The sequence below is a fragment of the Candidatus Pelagibacter sp. HIMB1611 genome (genome assembly GCF_052047715.1).
GTDB lineage: Bacteria > Pseudomonadota > Alphaproteobacteria > Pelagibacterales > Pelagibacteraceae > Pelagibacter.
Genome location: NZ_JBNAJM010000001.1, coordinates 1,434,769 through 1,453,538, shown reverse-complemented (window position 1 = coordinate 1,453,538; position 18,770 = coordinate 1,434,769). Strand labels below are relative to the sequence as shown.

18 protein-coding genes and 1 pseudogene are annotated in these 18,770 nt (G+C 22.5%); 3 read left to right on the top strand and 16 right to left on the bottom strand.

Translation table 11 applies throughout. The annotated features are described in order from the left end of the window. On the top strand, nt 1–509 hold a 509-nt coding region (locus tag ACTTAS_RS07805; RefSeq protein ID WP_440678984.1), incomplete at its 5' end, for a hypothetical protein. Here the strand turns inward: ACTTAS_RS07805 and ACTTAS_RS07800 are convergent. Together ACTTAS_RS07800 and ACTTAS_RS07795 are read right to left on the bottom strand one after the other, a co-directional pair. Continuing rightward, nucleotides 502–1,074: pseudogene (locus ACTTAS_RS07800) on the bottom strand (glycosyltransferase); the annotation flags it as partial. The gene ACTTAS_RS07805 and the pseudogene ACTTAS_RS07800 overlap by 8 nt on opposite strands. A gap of 64 nt (nt 1,075–1,138) precedes the next feature. After that, nucleotides 1,139–1,852: a methyltransferase domain-containing protein gene (locus tag ACTTAS_RS07795; protein ID WP_440678983.1), complete on the bottom strand. Its 714-nt coding sequence runs from the start codon at nt 1,850–1,852 to the stop codon at nt 1,139–1,141. Here ACTTAS_RS07795 and ACTTAS_RS07790 point away from each other — a divergent pair. Both ACTTAS_RS07790 and ACTTAS_RS07785 read left to right on the top strand, forming a co-directional pair. Further along, nucleotides 1,851–2,267 (top strand): hypothetical protein, encoded by a 417-nt coding sequence (locus ACTTAS_RS07790; protein WP_440678982.1) that lies wholly within the window; start codon nt 1,851–1,853, stop codon nt 2,265–2,267. The two genes, ACTTAS_RS07795 and ACTTAS_RS07790, sit on opposite strands and share 2 nt — an antisense overlap. Further along, nucleotides 2,264–3,532: a hypothetical protein gene (locus ACTTAS_RS07785; RefSeq protein WP_440678981.1), complete on the top strand. Its 1,269-nt coding sequence runs from the start codon at nt 2,264–2,266 to the stop codon at nt 3,530–3,532. Before ACTTAS_RS07790 ends, ACTTAS_RS07785 begins: the two co-directional genes overlap by 4 nt. Nucleotides 3,533–3,632: 100 nt before the next feature. Here ACTTAS_RS07785 and ACTTAS_RS07780 read toward each other — a convergent pair whose 3' ends face one another. The 14 genes from ACTTAS_RS07780 to ACTTAS_RS07715 are packed head-to-tail and all read right to left on the bottom strand — an operon-like array spanning nt 3,633 to nt 18,765. Further along, nucleotides 3,633–5,075 carry a hypothetical protein gene (locus ACTTAS_RS07780; protein ID WP_440678980.1) on the bottom strand — a complete coding sequence of 481 codons (1,443 nt, stop codon included), beginning with the start codon at nt 5,073–5,075 and terminating at the stop codon, nt 3,633–3,635. Further along, the gene (locus ACTTAS_RS07775; protein WP_440678979.1) at nt 5,068–7,314 is read right to left on the bottom strand and encodes an FkbM family methyltransferase; all 2,247 of its coding nucleotides are present in this window, start codon (nt 7,312–7,314) and stop codon (nt 5,068–5,070) included. The genes ACTTAS_RS07780 and ACTTAS_RS07775 overlap by 8 nt, the downstream gene beginning before the upstream one ends. A 5-nt stretch (nt 7,315–7,319) precedes the next feature. Then, nucleotides 7,320–8,030, bottom strand: a complete 711-nt coding sequence (locus ACTTAS_RS07770; RefSeq protein ID WP_440678978.1) for an acylneuraminate cytidylyltransferase family protein — start codon at nt 8,028–8,030, stop codon at nt 7,320–7,322. Then, on the bottom strand, nt 8,030–9,022 hold the full coding sequence (locus tag ACTTAS_RS07765; RefSeq protein WP_440678977.1) for an NAD(P)-dependent oxidoreductase: 993 nt from the start codon (nt 9,020–9,022) through the stop codon (nt 8,030–8,032). The genes ACTTAS_RS07770 and ACTTAS_RS07765 overlap by 1 nt, the downstream gene beginning before the upstream one ends. After that, entirely contained in the window at nt 8,994–10,130 is a 1,137-nt protein-coding gene (locus ACTTAS_RS07760) for an enolase C-terminal domain-like protein (protein ID WP_440678976.1), read from the bottom strand. The genes ACTTAS_RS07765 and ACTTAS_RS07760 overlap by 29 nt, the downstream gene beginning before the upstream one ends. Nucleotides 10,131–10,134: 4 nt before the next feature. Beyond that, nucleotides 10,135–10,812, bottom strand: a complete 678-nt coding sequence (locus ACTTAS_RS07755; protein ID WP_440678975.1) for a glycosyltransferase family 2 protein — start codon at nt 10,810–10,812, stop codon at nt 10,135–10,137. Then, complete coding sequence (locus ACTTAS_RS07750) at nt 10,809–11,618, bottom strand: N-acetylneuraminate synthase family protein (protein ID WP_440678974.1); 810 nt, start codon at nt 11,616–11,618, stop codon at nt 10,809–10,811. The genes ACTTAS_RS07755 and ACTTAS_RS07750 overlap by 4 nt, the downstream gene beginning before the upstream one ends. A 21-nt stretch (nt 11,619–11,639) precedes the next feature. Then, nucleotides 11,640–12,644: a hypothetical protein gene (locus tag ACTTAS_RS07745; protein ID WP_440678973.1), complete on the bottom strand. Its 1,005-nt coding sequence runs from the start codon at nt 12,642–12,644 to the stop codon at nt 11,640–11,642. After that, nucleotides 12,641–13,360, bottom strand: coding sequence for a hypothetical protein (locus ACTTAS_RS07740; protein ID WP_440678972.1), 720 nt, complete (start codon nt 13,358–13,360; stop codon nt 12,641–12,643). Before ACTTAS_RS07740 ends, ACTTAS_RS07745 begins: the two co-directional genes overlap by 4 nt. After that, the gene (locus ACTTAS_RS07735; RefSeq protein WP_440678971.1) at nt 13,341–14,408 is read right to left on the bottom strand and encodes an NAD-dependent epimerase/dehydratase family protein; all 1,068 of its coding nucleotides are present in this window, start codon (nt 14,406–14,408) and stop codon (nt 13,341–13,343) included. The genes ACTTAS_RS07740 and ACTTAS_RS07735 overlap by 20 nt, the downstream gene beginning before the upstream one ends. After that, nucleotides 14,401–15,045, bottom strand: coding sequence for a class I SAM-dependent methyltransferase (locus tag ACTTAS_RS07730; protein WP_440678970.1), 645 nt, complete (start codon nt 15,043–15,045; stop codon nt 14,401–14,403). Before ACTTAS_RS07730 ends, ACTTAS_RS07735 begins: the two co-directional genes overlap by 8 nt. Continuing rightward, nucleotides 15,042–16,091: a hypothetical protein gene (locus tag ACTTAS_RS07725; protein WP_440678969.1), complete on the bottom strand. Its 1,050-nt coding sequence runs from the start codon at nt 16,089–16,091 to the stop codon at nt 15,042–15,044. The genes ACTTAS_RS07730 and ACTTAS_RS07725 overlap by 4 nt, the downstream gene beginning before the upstream one ends. Then, nucleotides 16,088–17,806: an ATP-binding cassette domain-containing protein gene (locus tag ACTTAS_RS07720; protein WP_440678968.1), complete on the bottom strand. Its 1,719-nt coding sequence runs from the start codon at nt 17,804–17,806 to the stop codon at nt 16,088–16,090. The genes ACTTAS_RS07725 and ACTTAS_RS07720 overlap by 4 nt, the downstream gene beginning before the upstream one ends. Further along, the gene (locus tag ACTTAS_RS07715; RefSeq protein WP_440678967.1) at nt 17,803–18,765 is read right to left on the bottom strand and encodes an NAD-dependent epimerase/dehydratase family protein; all 963 of its coding nucleotides are present in this window, start codon (nt 18,763–18,765) and stop codon (nt 17,803–17,805) included. Before ACTTAS_RS07715 ends, ACTTAS_RS07720 begins: the two co-directional genes overlap by 4 nt. Nucleotides 18,766–18,770 lie beyond the last annotated feature (5 nt).

The following is an 18,770-nucleotide window of genomic DNA, read 5'->3' as shown; positions in this document are numbered from 1 at the left end:
AAATAATATCAATTTTAATGGTATATTTTATTTCTTATAATTTAATTTTGTTATTAATTTTAAATAAAATAAAAAAAATCTATTTAGAGAGATTAAATTATAAATATTTGTATATCATAATTGTTTTTACCTTCAGTATTTTTATGTGGTTAAGTAAAAACCCCGATCCTAGACTGGGCATTCATTTCTTTATGCTCATGGGACCAATTGCAATTTTTCTAACTCTAGGAACATTTAAACTAGAAAATTACGATTACAAAAAATTTTATAATTATATTTTAATTATTTTTTTTACTTTATTTGCAACTAATTTTCAGTTTCCTAATTTACTCAAGAATAATTACAAAAATGTAACAAAGATTAAAACTTTTAAAAGAGAGGGTTTTGGGGTGAAGCCAGATTTGAAAGTTAATAATTTATGCTGGCTAGAGGATAATTGTTATTATTATAGTGACGATTTGATAATTAATAAAATGTTTGGAAAAATAAAATTTATTTATCTTAATTAACTTTTTTAAGAAAGATAAATTTTATTAAATGAATTAAAACCTTAATGTTCAATTTACTTTTTTTCTCAAATCTTTTATTAAAAACAATAAATATTTCATCAATTTTAATTTTGTTTTGGGAATTATAAATTAAATCAATTAGTATTTTATATCCATATCCATAAAGTTTTTTTTTATATTTTAAAAAAAAGTTGATAAATTTATTTAAAAATATCGAAATAAATTTTCCAATCAAACTAAAATCAGCTTTTTTAAAAGCTCTTGATGCTACTAATACATCAAGATCCTTATTTATAAATTTTCCATATATTTTACTTATGTAATTCGGATTATGTTGCAAATCTCCATCCATAACTAAAATATTATTTGATCTTGATAAATTAAAACCATAGATACATGATTTGGATAAATCACGAAATTTTGACTTCCTAATTATAAATTTCAAAGATTTATTTCTTATTTTCTTTATCACTTCATATGATCCATCATTTGAATTATCATCAACAATAATTATTTCCTTGTTGAAATTTTTTGTATATTTTTCAATTTGCTCTATCAATTTTTTTAAGTTTTTTTTTCTTTATAAACTGGAATGACAATTGATAAATCTAATTTTTTTTTCATTTGTATCAAGTGTTGTATTGATAAGTTATTATTTTATCCAAATCAGGATATGAAACAACTTCTAGCAGTTTTTTTTTTTTTCTATATTTAAAATTAAATGGATGCTTGTCAATTACAACCCCTGAATTAATTGCAGTGCGTGTTACAATACATCTTTTTATATCTAAATTAGGAATAAATTTTTTGCTAGGTAAATGTTCTGTAATTATAATTATTTTATTTTTTTTATTTAATTTATTTAATATTAATTTTATTTCTCTATTACTCAAGTGTTGCAAAACTTGTCTCAATATATAGACATTAGCATTTGGCAACTTATCTCTACAAATATCTAAATGCAAAAACTTTAAATTTTTTCCTTTAAATTTTTTTTTATTTATATCAATAAGAGGCTTTACAATATCAACAGCATAAAAAAATTTAGCATATTTATAAAATTTTTTGGAAACATTAAAATCTCCTGAACCCAAATCTAAAATTTTATAATTTTTTTTTTTTATTAAATTTTTAATTTTCTTTGTGTACGGTTTAATTATTCTTTCATCTCTAGATCCAATTCCAGAGTAAAATTGTTCATTTTTTCCTATATTCCAGAAATTTCTTTTATAAATAATATTAAATAAATTTTCCCTATTTAAACTATTAAAAAAAATTTGAAAAAAAAATTTATATATTTTTCTCAGAAGAAGTATTATGCTTTTGTAAATTATTACAGTCATGACTTTACTAACTACTAATATTAAATCTTTTATAAAAAACTATATTTTAATTATTTTTATCTTAATATTTTTTTTATCTAAAATAGATTTTTTCAAATCTATTTATATTTTATCTGAAAATAATCTAGAAAATAGAATGTTAAATAACTATGGTTACTGCAAAAATGAAGGTCTTGGATTTGTAAAAGATGTAATAGATAAATTTAAATTAGAAAAAACAAATATAAATATTCAAAATTTTGATGATTTTCCAAATATAAGTTGGGCTGTTTATGATTATACTCAAAATTTAAATCCAAATTTTTATATATTAATAAATTATAGAGGCAAAGATACTAATCGATCAAAATTTAATGCCGATAAATTTAAATTAATTTATAATTTTGAAAATTGTTATCTATTTGAAAAATTATGAATGATATTTTAATTTTGATTATTCAGGTTAGCTTAATTTTGTCTTTTTTTTCGTCTAATCTCGTACTTCAAAACATATATGGACAAAAAAAAATTGAATTAAATCCTGATATAATTATTAATTTAAATTTAATACTTATCTTATCGTTTTTTAATTTTGATGTAATTTATTTCTTTGTTTTAATAATAGCTTTAAATATTTTTTTAGTTTTTAAAAATAAAGGAGACCTTTTAAGTACCCTTGTTACTTTTCTAATTATATTTTTTTTTATTTTTACAATATCAATTGCCATTTTCAGAGAATTAAAGTTAGGATGGGATGCCCAGGAATTCCATATATTCAAAACAATAATTTTATTTAATAGCGGTACATTTTTTGATCTTCAGAATACAATACAAAATAATATTCCACATTTGGGTCATTCCATTTGGGCTTTTTTCTGGAGAATTAGTATTATTGATCATGAGGTTTTTGGAAGAATATCATATGTAACAATATTCATATTTGTTTGTTACAGAGTGGTTATAAAAAAAAAAATAACATTTTTTAACTTTACATTGCTTACCTTATTTATTTTTTTATCTTATGATCATGAGCAATTTAATGGTTATCAAGAAATTCTTTTATTTTCTTTTATTTTACTAGCTAGTGATTTTATTTTAGATGATAAAAAAAAATTAAATTCAATAAATACAATAATTTTTTTGCTTTTATTAAATCTCATAATTTGGACAAAACAAGAAGGTATTTTTATTTCTTTAATACTCAGTACTATTCTTTTTTTTAAAATAAAAAATAAAAAAAACTATTCATATTTAGTTTTAGGAAACCTTTTATTAATTGTTTTTCAGATATCAATTTTTTACTTTTCTACTGGACATTATGAAATTCAAACTTCAGATTATAGTGGAATTTTTAATAATTTTTTTTCTATGATTTTTGATATTGAAAGATATTATTTTATACTAATTGAATATTGTATAACTATTATTCAATATCCTATAATTCTTGTAGTTTTAATATATGTCTTTTCTAAAGAGAAGTTAAGAGATAAAGAAAAAATGTTATTAAGCTTTACAATATTAAGTATTTTATTTTGCATGGCCGCATACATTTTCACTAATCACAATTCTGGATACGTATACCATATCAAGACATCTATGAGCAGATTTATTTATTCTATTTCTGCTTTTTATTGGATTTATTTTTTAGATGAATTTTCGTTACTCTTCAAAAAAAAATTTAATGAAATTAATTTTAAATAAAAATTGTTTACTTTTATATAATTTTTTTGTTGTAATCATCAATTAAAGTTTTCATCACAGGAATATTCAAAAGATATTTAAACCTTGAAAATTAAGAAATTTATTTTTTTACATAAAAATTTAATCTTGTTCTTTCAAATTTATTAAAATTTAAATTTTTATAATTTCCTTTATTTAAAAATTTTGGAAAACAATCAAATCTACTTCTGTATTCAGAGATTTGTTCTAAACTAAAACTTGCTACATCATCTACACAAAGGACCCAAAATTCAGTTTGATCTATATTGTTTTTATCAAGTATCTCTATTACAGATTTGGATACAATTTTTTTTTTTTTAAAATATTCTTTATAATGTCCACCATGAACATAATTTATTAAATACATCTTTTTAATATCTGAATTTAGTATAATTTTTAATGGTTTGTTAACATTTGGTTTTTTTATATGTCTATCATCATAAAAAATAAAATAATTACCTATAGTTAGAAAAACATAAAAGAATATGATTATATTTTTTTTTTTAAATTCTAAATAATCCATTGAAATAATAATCCAAGCAAGAATCATAGGAACAACATAAATTTTATACCTTGGATGCATAACTGGTTGAAAAACCAAAGATATAAATAACAAACTAAAATAAGTAGTTATTATCAAGATTGTTAGATAAAATATATTTTTGTTTTTAATTAGCTCAAATCTTAAAAGTAAAATTAATACCAAAATCAAAAATAAGTTAAGCGCTCCAAAATAAATATTTCCAAAAAAAGTTTTAAAATGGTAGCTATAAAAGAATGATAAAGATAACTTAGAATGATGAATATATTCATCAACATTTATCCTATCAAATATATAGTCAAAATTTAAAAAAATATAAATTATTCCTGATACAAAAATCTGTAATAAAATATTAACACTACTTTCGTTTCTTTTGGTTATTAAAAAGATAGAATTAGCAAGAATTATAGGTGCTGTTAATGGATGAACAGAAAGCATAACAATATTTGATAAAATGTAAAATATACTGATTAAAAAGTTTAATTTCTTAAAATATAAAAAACAAAACAAATATAAATTTACAGATACAAAGAAAAGATTTAAACTCTGAACTCTAGCTTCTTGTGCTTCCCAAATCAAAAAAATGTTCAAACTTATTAGTACTAAAGAGATAATACTGTTAAATTTTGTTGTGATTAATTTAAAGGTAAAGAAAAAAAATATTAAGCTGGTAAAACTAAATAGTATAGAGAATATTCTGCCATTTTCTGGGTTGTAACCAAAGATTTCAAAAAATATATTTAGTAAATAATAATAATAAATAGGTGTTGGTTCAGGCATGCCAAATTGAAATTTTCCAAAATCTTCTACCCTATTTTGTAATTCATAAAATGATAATTCAGGATTTGATAAATAAAAAGTTCCCCAATATTCATCCATCCAGTATCCGTACTTATCAAAATTGTAATATCTTAAAAAGAAAGCCAGTATTAGTATTATTAGAATTAAAAAATTATTTTTATTAAGAAAAAAACTTTTAAACATTTATTTTGTTTAAATCATGGATTGATTTCAAAACTATTTTTCTATGTTTCTCCTGATATATTAATACATCAAAATATTCACATTCATTTCCAAATTGAATCGCTTTAGAGTTAAAAAAATCAATAAGGTTTTTTATGTTTTTTGGAGAATTTATGGTAGTAAGATATTTTCCTGAGGATGAAAATATTGAATAATAATTATAATCCATTTTAAATAAATCATCATAAACTTTTAAAGTATTTTTAATTACTTTATTTTCAAACAATAATTCAGTGAATAATATAGGTTTCTTTTCATTACATTCATTTAGTCCAGATTTAATTACATCATAATCATTTCCATCTGTATCAATTTTAATTAAAATATTTTTATTTGGCTTTATATCTTTCAAATATTCATTTAAACTATTGACAATAACTAGGTCTTTGTCCTCATTATTTGCTCTTTCAATTATACCAGTTGAACCATCGCTAATTATTTTAAGTTTTTGATTTCTTTGAGAAATTATTGTATTAAAAATTTGAATATTAGCTTTTTTTCTCAAAGATGGGAAACTTTCTAAATTTAATTTTAAATAATTAAAAAAATATTTACTCCCTTCTATACTAATAATTTTATGTTTATAATTTTTTGAATATTTTAAAATTCCAAATAAAGTTGTTCCTACATTTGCGCCAATGTCTATTATTGTTGAACCACTTGGCATATTTTTAGATAAAATTGGAATAAATTCATCGTACAATTTATGAAAATGTTTGAATTCTAAGAATTTAGATTTTTTTGGTAAATAAATTAATTTATTTCCAAATAGAAAAGTTTGTTTAAAAGTAATTAATCTTTTAACTCCAAAGATTATTTTGCTAATAAAATAATTAGATAATAATTTTATTTTTAAAGATGTTTCTCTATTTATTTTATTTGGTTTGAAATTTAAAATAGTGGTTGTGGATAAGTTTTTTTTAAATTTTAAATTTGTATATGTAGGTAAGACTTTTAAAGAGTTAGTTGGTCTAATTTTTTTTGATTTTACAGCAGTTGATTTAAACCAAATATTGAACGTCTCTTTTGCTATATTTTCACTTGCTAAAATATTTGAACCACCCCAATAAAATTTGTTTATTTTATTAAGTATTTCATAATTTAAATTTCTATTTTTCAATATTAAATTTATATCTTGCTCTAAAGATTTACTATCACTAAATAAACCGTACCAAAAAGGTAACCATAAGTAATTTTTGTTCTCCATTAATTTACTTTGGTCGTCTTTGTAACCATAAGCTCCAAAATATTTATCACCGAAAAGATGATAAAGATCAAACCCTCTAACTTGAGGTTTAAGGTTATATTCAGGCTTAAACATAATATATGGTTTTTTATGAAGATTTACATCAATCGCAGAGTGACTTTCGACTCCAATTCCAATTTTCATATTTTCAAAAATATTTCTTTCATCTTCATAAAGTATTAACTTTTCATCTATGCTGTTCCAAAATTCATAATCAATTTGACCTAAATTTTTTGCAAACATTTTATCATTTAGTGCATAATGTAATCTAACATTAAACTTTAAACCCATACCTACACAAGTAGAGTAAATAAATTTGTATATTTTTTTCATTTGAAGAATGTGATTTGAATACCATTCGTCACTTTTATTATTAAACCAATCTCTAATTTTTAATGATAATGTATCCAGAGATTTTGGAAAAAAAACTACATCAAGCTCGCTATAATTTTTATCATATTTATTTGAAAAGTATTCGTATCTTAGACTACCAGTTATTTTAGATTGTTTTGTTAAATAGCTTCTATAAATATTTACAATTCTATTTCTTCTGGCTTTACTATAGACAATTTGATTTGCTTTTGATTTAAAAAATAAAGTTGTGCCTCCATTATCCCAAAAATCAATTCCACCAGCATCGCTATAAATAATTATTTTTTTTTCTCTTTTTTTTAAGATTTTGACAAAAAAATCATAATCTCTCCATGATGCTATTAAATAATATTTAAAATTGTCTACAAATTCATTGAGGTCATTTAAATTGTTGATAAGAGTATGAGGATACTTTTCAAACTTTTTTAAATCATTTTCATTAAAATAAGAATATGTAAGTTTTGGACCAAATATTAAAAAGTGAACATCAATATTATATTTCTTAAAGGCAGAAATTAAATTTAATTCTCTATCTATATTGTCTTGAATTTTTCTTCCTAAAAGAACACATATTTTTTCCATAATAATTATTTTAATATATTACTCAAAAGTAATATGTCTGCATAAGAATCAATATTTAATGATCTTTCCTCAGGCATTAAATACGGTAAACATATTTTATGAGTGAGTTGTTTATTTTTAAATAAAACACTTCTATGAGCTAAATATATAGCTCCATTTCTTATAAAAACTTTTGGTAAAATTTGGCGAGGCTTCATGTTTTCATAATTTCTTTGCTTTACATAATTTTCTAAAAGATTTTTTTTATTTATTTTTTTCATGCGCAAAGGATGTGAGGCTTTTACTTGAGTAACTGAAACTATACTCTTCGCTCCTTTTTTGTTGTTTAATAATTTAGAGATTGCCAAATCAATATCTTTTGCAGATCTTAAAGGTGATGTAGGTTGTAAAAGTAAAAAATAATCAATTTTTAATTTATTTTTTTTTTCAAACTCCTTAACAGCATGAACAATTACTGGGTATGTGAGTACCCTGTCTCCTGATAATTTTTTTGGTCTCTTAAAATAACATTCAATTTTTCTAAATTTCTTTGAATATTTAATTATTTTATCAGAATCAGAGGAAAGTATAGTTGAAGATATATACTTTGATTTAGAGGCTGCATCAAAAGTATAGTACAAAAGCGGCTTACCTTTTAAAGGATACATGTTTTTATTTTTTAATCCTTTTGATCCTTTTCTTGCAGGTATAATTGCTAATACAAATTTCTTTTTCATTAAATTAAGTTAATTAATTTTTTTTTTTTAATAAACTTTTCTAAATTATTCTTAAATAACTCAACTTCTTTATTCCAGTAATTGTTACTTAAAGCACCGATATGTGGTGTTAATAAAATATTATTTAATTTTAACAGTCTGCTTGAAGCTGAAAGAGGTTCACTCTCATAAACATCTAGTGCGGCATAATTAATTTTTTTATTTTTTAAAGCTTCATATAAATCATTTTCATTTACTACCAATCCACGAGAAACATTAATAAAATTTAATTTTTTTGACATTTTATTAAATTTATTTTTATCAAAATATTGCTTAGTAAGCTTATTTAGCGGCATTAAGTTGATACAAAAATCATAATCAAATTTTTTAAAATTAAAATTTTTAAAAAAAAAAAATTTTTTTACAAAGTTATTTCTTAAATTTTTTTGATTAGTCACTACGTATATTTCCTTTGTAAATATTGATAGTTTTTTAATAAAGTATTTTGAAATCTGACCATAGCCAAAAATAATGAATTTACAGTTCTCTATGTTTTTTACATTCTCAAAAATTTGATCATAGTTCTTTCTATTTAATTTCTTTTTACTTGCTAGATCAAAGCTGAATTTCATTCCTTTTAAAATATTAAATATAAATGCAAATATTAAATTTGACATTTCATGATTCATTATATTTTTTGAATTAGTAATTTTTATATGTGAAAGTTTTTTTTCTTCTCCAAGTATACGGTCAATACCTGTGCTTCCAAAATGCACCCATCTCAAGTTAGGCAAGAATTTTAATTTCTTTATATCAAATAAATTTCCCCAATAAATTTCACATTTTTTTAAAAGTATTTTGTTTTTTGAATTAAATTTTACAAATTTAACATTTGGAAACTTATTTAATATAATTTTTTTATATTTGTTAGTTAATTTATACAACTTAAGTTTTTTTGTATAATCGTAACAAATATAAATCAGATTATATTTTGTACTCTGATCCTTCAACATATGGATATTTTTTTTTTATGTTTGTGTTTAAATCTATTCCAAGTCCGCTTTTTAGTTTTTGAAATTTCAAATTTTTTGTAAAATTTACATGAGTTTTTATATTCTTATTAATTGCTGGTTGATGAAGTGGGCATTCCAACCATTTAATATTTTTTACCGCGAAAGCTAAATGAGCGTTGGCACTTAACGAAATTGTACTACCCCAAACATGCAGAGCTACTTTTTTATTTGTATTTTTTAATAAACTTAATATTTTTAAAGCTTCTGTTATACCACCACAGTGAGTAACATCTAACTGTATTATATCTACTAGATTGTTTGATATATAAGAATTATACTCAAATAAACTATTTAGCGCCTCTCCAGAGGCTATAGGAATTTTTAAAGATTTTTTTTTTAATTCTTTAAACGAAAAATAATCATCTGGATGAAATGGTTCTTCAATCCATTTAATTTTAAACTTTTCTAAATTTTTTATTTTTTTTATCATTTGTTTTCTACTATTGGGAATTTTTATTGTTCCCATAATAAAATCTACCATCAAATTTAATTGTTTTTTTTTTGAGTAATCATAGGCAAATTTTATTCTTCTAAAATCTTTTTTCCAACTTTGAACACCTGCACGCATTTTAAATCCTGCATGTTTCAATAACTTTGCCTTTTTGATATCTTCTCTTATTTCATTTAAATTTGACTTAGCAAGTCCACCACTAGAATATATTTTATAATCATTTTTTAAATTTGAGATAAGAGCATGTAATGGTTTTTTTTTAAATTTTGAAACAATATCCCATAAAGCAATATCAATTCCGCTATAAACTGAGTTATACAAACCATTTCTACTAACAAACGGAATATGAATTTTTTTTCCTTTTAGCGTCAGATCTATTGGATTTTTATTTTTAATAAACTTTTCAATATTTTTTATGATTGGGTCTATTAATTTTGGTGTGTAAATACCAAGATATATTTCACCAATACCCTTTAACTTATTATCGGTTATTATTTCAATTATTGTTGTTGTTTTTAACCCAAGTGGTGTTCCAAAAGAGTTTTTTGATGCAAACTTTGATGATAAATGAAAAACATTTACTTTATTAATTTTCATTAAATCAGCCAATACCTTTCCAGGTATTACCGTTTTCAGTATAGTGATGATCTACGATTAAATTTGGATCATATAAGATCTTGTGTTTTTTTAAAATAATTTTATTTGCCCAATATCTATCTTCTTTACTTGTTAAATGTTCATCAAATTTATTATTTTTTAAAAATTTTTTTTCATAAACAGCTACTGCATTATGATGAAAATAACGGTTTTCCAATTTAGAAAACATATTTACTGATTGTTTCTCACCAAAATGACTCCAGATATATCTTTTACTAATTTTTTTTCCATTCCATGTTGGTATCTGATTTCCAAATATACTTTTGTATTTTTTTAATTTTGTCTTTACATCGTTAATATCTATTTTTTTTAAGACACAGTGAGCTGAAATAATTAGTAAAATATTATTTTTAGATTTTTTTACACCAAAATTAAGTGATTTTCCTGGGGAATAATCTTTGATGTTGTAAATTTTAATATTTGTATAAGATCTTGTAACACTTTTTAAATAAGGATCTTGTTTAAAAGACTTTACTATATTTAAGGTATTATCAGTCGAATTATTATCAACAATAATTATTTCAGGTTTGTAAATATTATCTAAAACTGACTGTATACAATGACCTATCCATCTCTCTTCATTTCTAGATCTTATTATTACGGAAACATCTGCCTTTTTCATTTAGACCATCTTCCTCTATAATTTTTGAAAATATCCATTTCACATTTTTGCAAATCTAAGCCTCTGTTAATTGACATATTTTTATAATTATTTGCGAATTCCGCTAAGGTCTTCATATCTTCTGGTAATATAGCATTTTTATTATCTCTACCAGGAAGCTTCTTATTAATAGTAAAATGTTTTTCAATTACTGTAGCGCCAAAACATATTGACGCAATTGCATCATTAATCCCACCCATATGTCCGCTATAACCTAGATATGTACTTAATTTGCTTAAAGATTTTAAACGAGGAAGATTGATATTTTCAGGCAAACATGGATACGACGACACACAATGCATTAAACAAATATTTTTTTTATTTTTAATAATTTTTTTTATTTTTTGTATCTCACTCCATTTACTTGCGCCTGTTGATATGAAAACTCTCTTAAAGTTTTTAACACAAGATTTAATTAACTCTAAATTATGAATCTCGTGACTAGGTATTTTAATTTCTTTTATATTTAACTTTTTTAAATTTTTAATATCATTAAGATTAAAAACAGATGTTAAAAATTTAATTTTATTTTTTTTACATTCTTTAATTAGATATTTATGCTTATCTAAAGTAAGTTGAGCTTTTTCATAAATTTTTCTTCTACCATCACTGTCCCACGCACCTTCAGTCAAATTATCAACAGACCAAGTTTGAAATTTACAATAATTTGCTCCAGATTTTTTTGCTGCAACAATCATTTTTTTTGCCAATTTCATGTTGCCCATGTGATTCCATCCTATTTCTGCAATTAATTCAATATTATTCATTGGTTTCCTTATTTATTTTATCTAAATTATATTTTTGTTAAAATATTTATTGATTGAATCTATTGTTTTTTTTCTCTCATTCAACAAAATTTTAAATCTACTATTTAAATGTTTTCGTTTTCCATGATTCAATTCTTTTTTTATATGATTGATAATTTCTTTATTTGATCGTGATAAAATTTTTACATATGAACTCTTATCAAGTAACCTTTCCTCATTGTTAAAATTTCGAAAGAAAACTACTTTACAATTGTTACTTAATGCATCTAAACAAAAAAAAGTTAACAATATTTCACTACTAAGTAAGACTAATTGACTTCTTTTTAAAAAATAATTTAATTTTTCATTTTTTAAATATTTAATTGATTTGATATTTTTTGCATGAAAATTTTTTCCGACTACCAATATTTTATATTTTGAATGTTTAAAATAATTAACTATTTTTTCAATTTTTTCTGAATTTTTGTTTGAGTGAGATCTTAGATAGACAAAAATATCTATATTTTTTTTTATTTTTTTTTTATTTGTCTTAAAATAAAGAATTTGAAAATTATGTATAGACTTAATCTTATTTTTTAAGTTCAAAAAATTATTATTTGAGAAAATTACATATCTATTTTGATATTTTAAAATCTTAACACTTATGTAAAAAAAAATTGGGAATATAAATTTTCTTATATTTTTTTGAAAAAAATTTGCTTCTTGATTTATATATTTTGTTCCTGTTATAGGTCCTATTAAACATTTTTTTGGTATTAAGAAAAATATTAAAAAATTCCATAATGGTAGATAGTTTACATATACTGTTTTATAACCTTGAAGATGATAGAGCCATATTTTTAACACACCATAAAATGGCAAAAAGTATTTGTAAAACAAATTTTCTTTAAATTTAAAACTATTTAATCCAACAAATTTTTTATTCTTTAACTTTTTTTTTAATATTTTTAAAAATAATAGTGATAATTGGCCTTCACCACTTTCTTTGAAATTTTCTGAACTCCAGTAATAAATCTTATTTTTCATTTAATTTTAAATTTAAATTTATAAATTAATTGATAATAATATTTTTGACTTACCAATTTAAATAATAAGTATTTTAAAATTTCCTTAATGCCATTAAATAATGAAGTTGAAAAATAATATTTTATGGTATTTGCATCAGGCGAAGTAGACAGGCCTCCTAAATAATGAACTGATAGATTTTTAAAAATTTTTTTTGAATTATAATATGATAAGTTTTTTTTTATCCAATAACCATCTGAATCTATTTTATATTTTTCTTTAAATAAAATTTTATTCTTTAATTGAGGTGGTCTTATAAAACTAGGATGAGGATGATAATAATTTCTGTCAAAAAAACTTTTATCTGGATAAAACGTGTTATCTTTAAATTTAAGTATTGTTTTAAAAATTAAACATTTCTTACTTAAATTTAATGCAATAATTTTAGATGCTTTATTATTATAAAAATGATCTCCACTATTTAAAAATAAAATGTAATCAGTCCAGGTGTAGCTTAAACCAATATTCATTGCATTGTATAAAGATTTGTCTTTACCAATAATAAATTTTCTGTATTTTTTTCTAAATTTTTTTAATACGGTTTTGGGTACGAATGGTGATATTACATAATTCTTAAAGTTTTTAACTTTTTGATTATCTATAGAATTTAAAGTTTTAATTAAATTTTCAATTTGACCTTTATGAATGGTAATTATGCTAATATTTTTTTTTAGCATTAATTAAGTTTGTCCTAATTATTTGATCGATAATATCAAGATTAGTATATTTTAATTTCCAAGATTTAAATTTTTTTTGAAATTTATTTAAATTTGTTATGTACCACTTATGATCACCCTTGCGTTCTTCGTTTATGAAAGTGTATTTGTCCCATTTTTTATTCAAAACTTTATTTACAATACTTATAGTCTCCAAGATTGAAATTGAATTTTCTCTTCCTCCCCCTGCATTATAAACTTCTCCATATCCAGGATTTTGAAAATAATGCCAAAACATATTAACTAAATCATATGAATGAATATTATCTCGCACTTGTTTACCTTTATAACCATAGATATTGTAATGGTTTCCTTTAACAATGCATTTAATTAAATAAGATAGAAAACCATGAAGTTCAGCTCCTTGATGTCTAGGACCAGTAAGACATCCACATCTAAATGAGACGGATTTAATTCCAAAATATTTACCATACTCTTGAACCATTAAATCTGCTGATGTTTTTGAAACTCCAAATGGTGAATGTTTTGAATAATCAATAGACATGCTCTCGTCAATTGAATAGAATTTTTTATTTTTAATAACTTCAAATCTTGATTTTTTTTCAACATATCCTTTTAATTTATTAGGTGTGTCACCATATACTTTGTTTGTAGAGGTAAATATAAAAACTGCTTCAGGAGAATAATTTCTTGTCATTTCTAAAAGATTAAGAGTGCCAACTGCATTTACATTAAAATCTAAAATAGGATCTTTAGCAGACCAATCATGAGAAGGTTGTCCTGCAGCATGGATTATCAAATCGAATTTATTTTTTTTAAATAGATTTTCTATTTTATTTTTATTTATAATATCAATATTAATAAAATTTATATTCTTATATTTCTCTTTTTGATATTTTTTAATGTTATTTGTTGAATATTGTTTACCAAACAATTTAGCTCTCAAGTCATTATCTAAAGCAAATATTTTAAATTTTTTTTTATAGAAAAAATCTACCGCCTCAGAGCCAATTAAACCAGAACTACCAGTGATTAGAACCTTATTCATTAATAATTTTTTTAATTAATTTATTATAATCTTTCATATTTAATTTTTTTTTTAAAAATTTTATTTTATATTTAAAATCATTAATAATTTGATTTTGAATATTTTTTGAATTTTTTATTTTTTTTCTTCCTTCGATATTTAATGAAATATCTTTATCCAAAGTTTGAGCCTGAGAAAAATCCCAATATTCTGAATGTATAGTTCTTTTGTAATTCCAAGGGTGTATTGCCTCACAACCAGAAATTTTTAACATTGTTGTAAGAGTCTTTTTATTAAATATGTTGTAATGAAAATTGCCCCTATAATTTTGACCACCAAATAATGGTCCCACAATATCTGACAAATCTTTTCTGTCATTATATATTTCAATTAAGCTATCTATTGATGGTACAGACAATCTAATTACTCCTCCAGGTTTTAATACTCTAACCCACTCATTTAATACTTTCTGAGTATCAAATTTATGAAAATGCTCAAGTATATGAGAAGCATAAACTAAATCAAACGAGTTTGATTTAAATTTTAAGGGATAGGCTGGTGAAACATGATCTACATTTTTTCCTTTTCGAAAATCTAAATTATAAAATGGTCTAGGTAATATATTTTTACCGCAACCAATATGAAGATACTTTGTCATAGGTCAAATTTTTTTAAAGGGCCACTTTTAGGGTCATGATTATAAAAGTCAACTAACAATGTATTATCAAATTCTTTTAGATTTTTCTTAAAAGTTTCTCTTGCAATTGTCTCTAACTCATCAAATTCATGTAATTCCCTACCAACCAAATATTTCACTAATCTACTTAACACTTTATAAATTAGTGGAAAGTTTGATTTAAGAATATAAAATTTACTTTTGGATAAATCGTACTTAAACTTCCATTTTCTTTCCCAAACTTTATGGTGATTAAAATGTCCCCAAAAATGATCTCTATCTTTCAACTTTGCATTTGCAGAGCTCACTGGTATTGAAAATTTTTGTTTTATACTTTGGTCGTGAGCAAAATGTATGTCAGGGATTACAATATTATAAACATTCTCTCTTAAAAATTGAAAAGCAATATCATCCCAAGCATGAAAAAATTGATAATCATCGTCAATTTTAATACATTGTAAATATTTTGTACAATTTATCATTGCAACACTCCACATAACTGACTCCACTGCAAAAGGTTTATCAAAATTTTTATAATCAACCCTAGAACCTTTTCTAATTCTGTACCATCCATCTCCTAATTCTAATGGACTTCTGGAAACTGTCCTGGGTAAATTGATTTTATTTTCTTCATATTCGTTAATATTTTCATTAATAGAGTCAAAAACGTTAAATCCAATAACACCAAAATCATTTATTTTTGGATTATTAAGATAATATTGAAGTTTACTATTCAAATTTTTAGAAAGTGGGTACGAGTCATGGTGTTGATAAATTATCCAATCAATATTTAATTTTTTAAAAAAAATAATGGACTGTTTTATGTTGTTCTGGACACCAGATTTATCACTTTTTAAAAAATTAATATTTAATTTACTTGAAATAGATTTTCCTAAATTTAATTGATCATCTGTAGAACCATCATCTATATTTAAGATTTCAAAATCATTATAATTATAATTTCTGTACCATACTTCTAAGAGATCATAATTATTTTTACTTATTATCAAAAGTCCAATTTTTTTCATGATGTTAAAATCAATTTTTTATTTTTTAGCTTATAAATATTTTGACATAACTCTAAAATTTTCTTTCTATGGGAAATTATTATAATTGTTTTACGATTTTTTAATTTTTTCAATTTATTTACTATTTTTTTCTCTGTTAATAAATCTAATGAACTAGTTGCCTCATCCAATATTATTAATTCCGAATTTTGTTTATAAAGAGCTCTGGCTAATCCAATTCTCTGAATTTGACCGCCAGATAAATTTGTACCTTTTTCACCAACAATTGTATTGTATTTTTTTGAAGAACTTTCCACAAAATTTCTCAATTCTGCAATTTCACAACAATCTCTAACTCTTTTATAATTTATTTTTTCATTTTGGGCTGCAAAAGCAACATTTTTTGCGATTGTATCATCTAACAAAACTATTGATTGAGATACATAACTTACTTTGCTGATCCAACTTGTAAAGTTGAGCTCTTTATTATCAATTATAATTTTTCCCTTGTTGGGCTTATAAAGACCTAATAGTAGATTTACAAATGTTGATTTTCCAGATCCTGTTACTCCTGTTACTCCTATTATAGAATTTTTTTTAATTGTTAAATTTAAATTATTAAAAATTTTTTTTTTCTTATTATACCAAAATGATATATTTGAAAATTTAATATATTTATCAAAGTAAAAATTATTTATTTTGTTTTCTTTTTGATCTAATAACTTTATTTTCAGTTCATTATCTAAAATTTTCGTGTGCTCTTTCCCATACCTTAAAAGTTGAAGTGCAAGTATTATTCTATTTGCGGAAGGCAATAGTCTTATAATAGATGCAGAAAATATTCCTAATACTGGAATAATATTATCCAAATCATTTCCATTTAAACTTATAAAGATAAACGATATTAACCCAACAATTGCTACTAACTCTAAAAAATGTCTAGATAAGATCCTCAAAACATGGGCTTTAGCGACGTATCTTGCACTTAAGTGAGCATAATATTTAAATTTATTAATGAAAAATTCTTCAGCTCTATAAACTTTAATATCTTTTGCAGATCCAAGACTTTGGTTAAGATTAAAAACAGAAAATTTTTCATTCAATTGTTGAAGTTTACCCCAGGTCTGAATTTTACTTTTAAATATTCCATAAAAAATATAAGCAGGTAACAAGACTATAATTATTGAAAATAATGTAGCTTTGATTTCAATTAATAATAGAAAGATTATAATTGCAAAAATTACAAATATTTCTGGTAATAAGGTAATTAATGGCAAAATTACAGTTTCAATAAATTGGTTGGTTACATTAATTGTATTTTGAATGTAAACTGAAGAGTTTTTTTTATTAAAGTTTATATGGGGAATTCTTAAATAATTTGACAATAATTTTGATGCAATGTTTGCTCTTAAATCAAAAATAAATTTTCCCTCTATTAAAGTTTTATAAAAAATAAATATTGTTTTAATCAAAAAAGCAAAGAAAATGCTTATTAGACTCAATAAAACAAGTTGAATTTGATTTTCTATATTAATTTTGCTGATTAAAATATATGCATATTTGTTTTGTAATAATTCTTCAAATGGTTTGACTAAAAAAATAATTACCGGAAATATTAATCCAATGCTTAATACTTCTAGAAAAGTTGAAAAAACATTAAGAATTATAATATAAATTAATTTAAGTTTTTCTTTGTTATTAATCTTGTTAATTATTAAAAAAATCTTACTAATCATAATTTATAGTATTCTTTGTACCAAGCTATAAATTTTTTAATCCCAATTTTGTAATTAGTGTTTGGCTTAGTCCTAATTAAAGAATAAAGTTTAGAACTATTTGAATGTGTGATTTTCACATCTGATAAAGGTAAAGATTGAAATTTAATGTTTGCTTTTACTTTTAAATTTTCTTCTATTTCTTTAATAAAATTTCTAAGCAGTACAGGTTTACTATTCCCTACATTTAAAATAAGATTATCAATAGGAGAACTTTTTAAATCAATTAATTTTGATATACTTTCAACAACATCATCAATAAAAGTAAAGTCTCTCAATAAGTTTCCTCTATTGTATACTGTAATCGACTTTTTGTTATAAATTTTTTTTACGAAGTCAAACAGAGCCATATCTGGTCTTCCCCAAGGGCCATAAACTGTAAAAAATCTTAATCCTATACAATTTATTCTATATAAATGTTTGTATGTATCTGCCATCATCTCATTAGTTTTTTTGGTAGCAGCATAAATACTAATTGGTTTGTCTGTTGAATAATTTTCATCGAAAGGTCCTTTTGATTTAATACCATATACACTTGAGCTACTCCCATAGATCAATAATTTAACGTTAAAATTTCTACAACATTCTAAAATATTAAAAAAACCATTAATATTATTTGATAAATATTTTTTTGGATATTTAAGTGAATATCTCACTCCAGCTTGTGCAGCTAAATTAATTACAATATCTGGTTTATATTTCAAAAAAATTTTTTCTAATTTTTTTAAATTTTTGATGTCTATTTTATAAAATTTAAAATTTTTATTCTTTTTCAATATTTTTAATCTGTCAATTTTTAGTTTTTGTGAGTAATAATTATTTATATTATCAATACCAATCACTAAATGATTTTTTAGTATTTTTAAAGAAGTGTGGAAACCTATAAAACCAACAGCACCTGTAACCAAAATTGTTTTCATTTAGA

Coding starts and splice junctions, on each gene's coding strand:
- ACTTAS_RS07790 (WP_440678982.1), top strand. CDS start 1,851: ATGACTTTACTAACTACTAATATTAAATCTTTTATAAAAAACTATATT.
- ACTTAS_RS07795 (WP_440678983.1), bottom strand. CDS start 1,852: ATGACTGTAATAATTTACAAAAGCATAATACTTCTTCTGAGAAAAATA.
- ACTTAS_RS07785 (WP_440678981.1), top strand. CDS start 2,264: ATGAATGATATTTTAATTTTGATTATTCAGGTTAGCTTAATTTTGTCT.
- ACTTAS_RS07780 (WP_440678980.1), bottom strand. CDS start 5,075: ATGTTTAAAAGTTTTTTTCTTAATAAAAATAATTTTTTAATTCTAATA.
- ACTTAS_RS07775 (WP_440678979.1), bottom strand. CDS start 7,314: ATGGAAAAAATATGTGTTCTTTTAGGAAGAAAAATTCAAGACAATATA.
- ACTTAS_RS07770 (WP_440678978.1), bottom strand. CDS start 8,030: ATGAAAAAGAAATTTGTATTAGCAATTATACCTGCAAGAAAAGGATCA.
- ACTTAS_RS07765 (WP_440678977.1), bottom strand. CDS start 9,022: ATGTTGAAGGATCAGAGTACAAAATATAATCTGATTTATATTTGTTAC.
- ACTTAS_RS07760 (WP_440678976.1), bottom strand. CDS start 10,130: ATGAAAATTAATAAAGTAAATGTTTTTCATTTATCATCAAAGTTTGCA.
- ACTTAS_RS07755 (WP_440678975.1), bottom strand. CDS start 10,812: ATGAAAAAGGCAGATGTTTCCGTAATAATAAGATCTAGAAATGAAGAG.
- ACTTAS_RS07750 (WP_440678974.1), bottom strand. CDS start 11,618: ATGAATAATATTGAATTAATTGCAGAAATAGGATGGAATCACATGGGC.
- ACTTAS_RS07745 (WP_440678973.1), bottom strand. CDS start 12,644: ATGAAAAATAAGATTTATTACTGGAGTTCAGAAAATTTCAAAGAAAGT.
- ACTTAS_RS07740 (WP_440678972.1), bottom strand. CDS start 13,360: ATGCTAAAAAAAAATATTAGCATAATTACCATTCATAAAGGTCAAATT.
- ACTTAS_RS07735 (WP_440678971.1), bottom strand. CDS start 14,408: ATGAATAAGGTTCTAATCACTGGTAGTTCTGGTTTAATTGGCTCTGAG.
- ACTTAS_RS07730 (WP_440678970.1), bottom strand. CDS start 15,045: ATGACAAAGTATCTTCATATTGGTTGCGGTAAAAATATATTACCTAGA.
- ACTTAS_RS07725 (WP_440678969.1), bottom strand. CDS start 16,091: ATGAAAAAAATTGGACTTTTGATAATAAGTAAAAATAATTATGATCTC.
- ACTTAS_RS07720 (WP_440678968.1), bottom strand. CDS start 17,806: ATGATTAGTAAGATTTTTTTAATAATTAACAAGATTAATAACAAAGAA.
- ACTTAS_RS07715 (WP_440678967.1), bottom strand. CDS start 18,765: ATGAAAACAATTTTGGTTACAGGTGCTGTTGGTTTTATAGGTTTCCAC.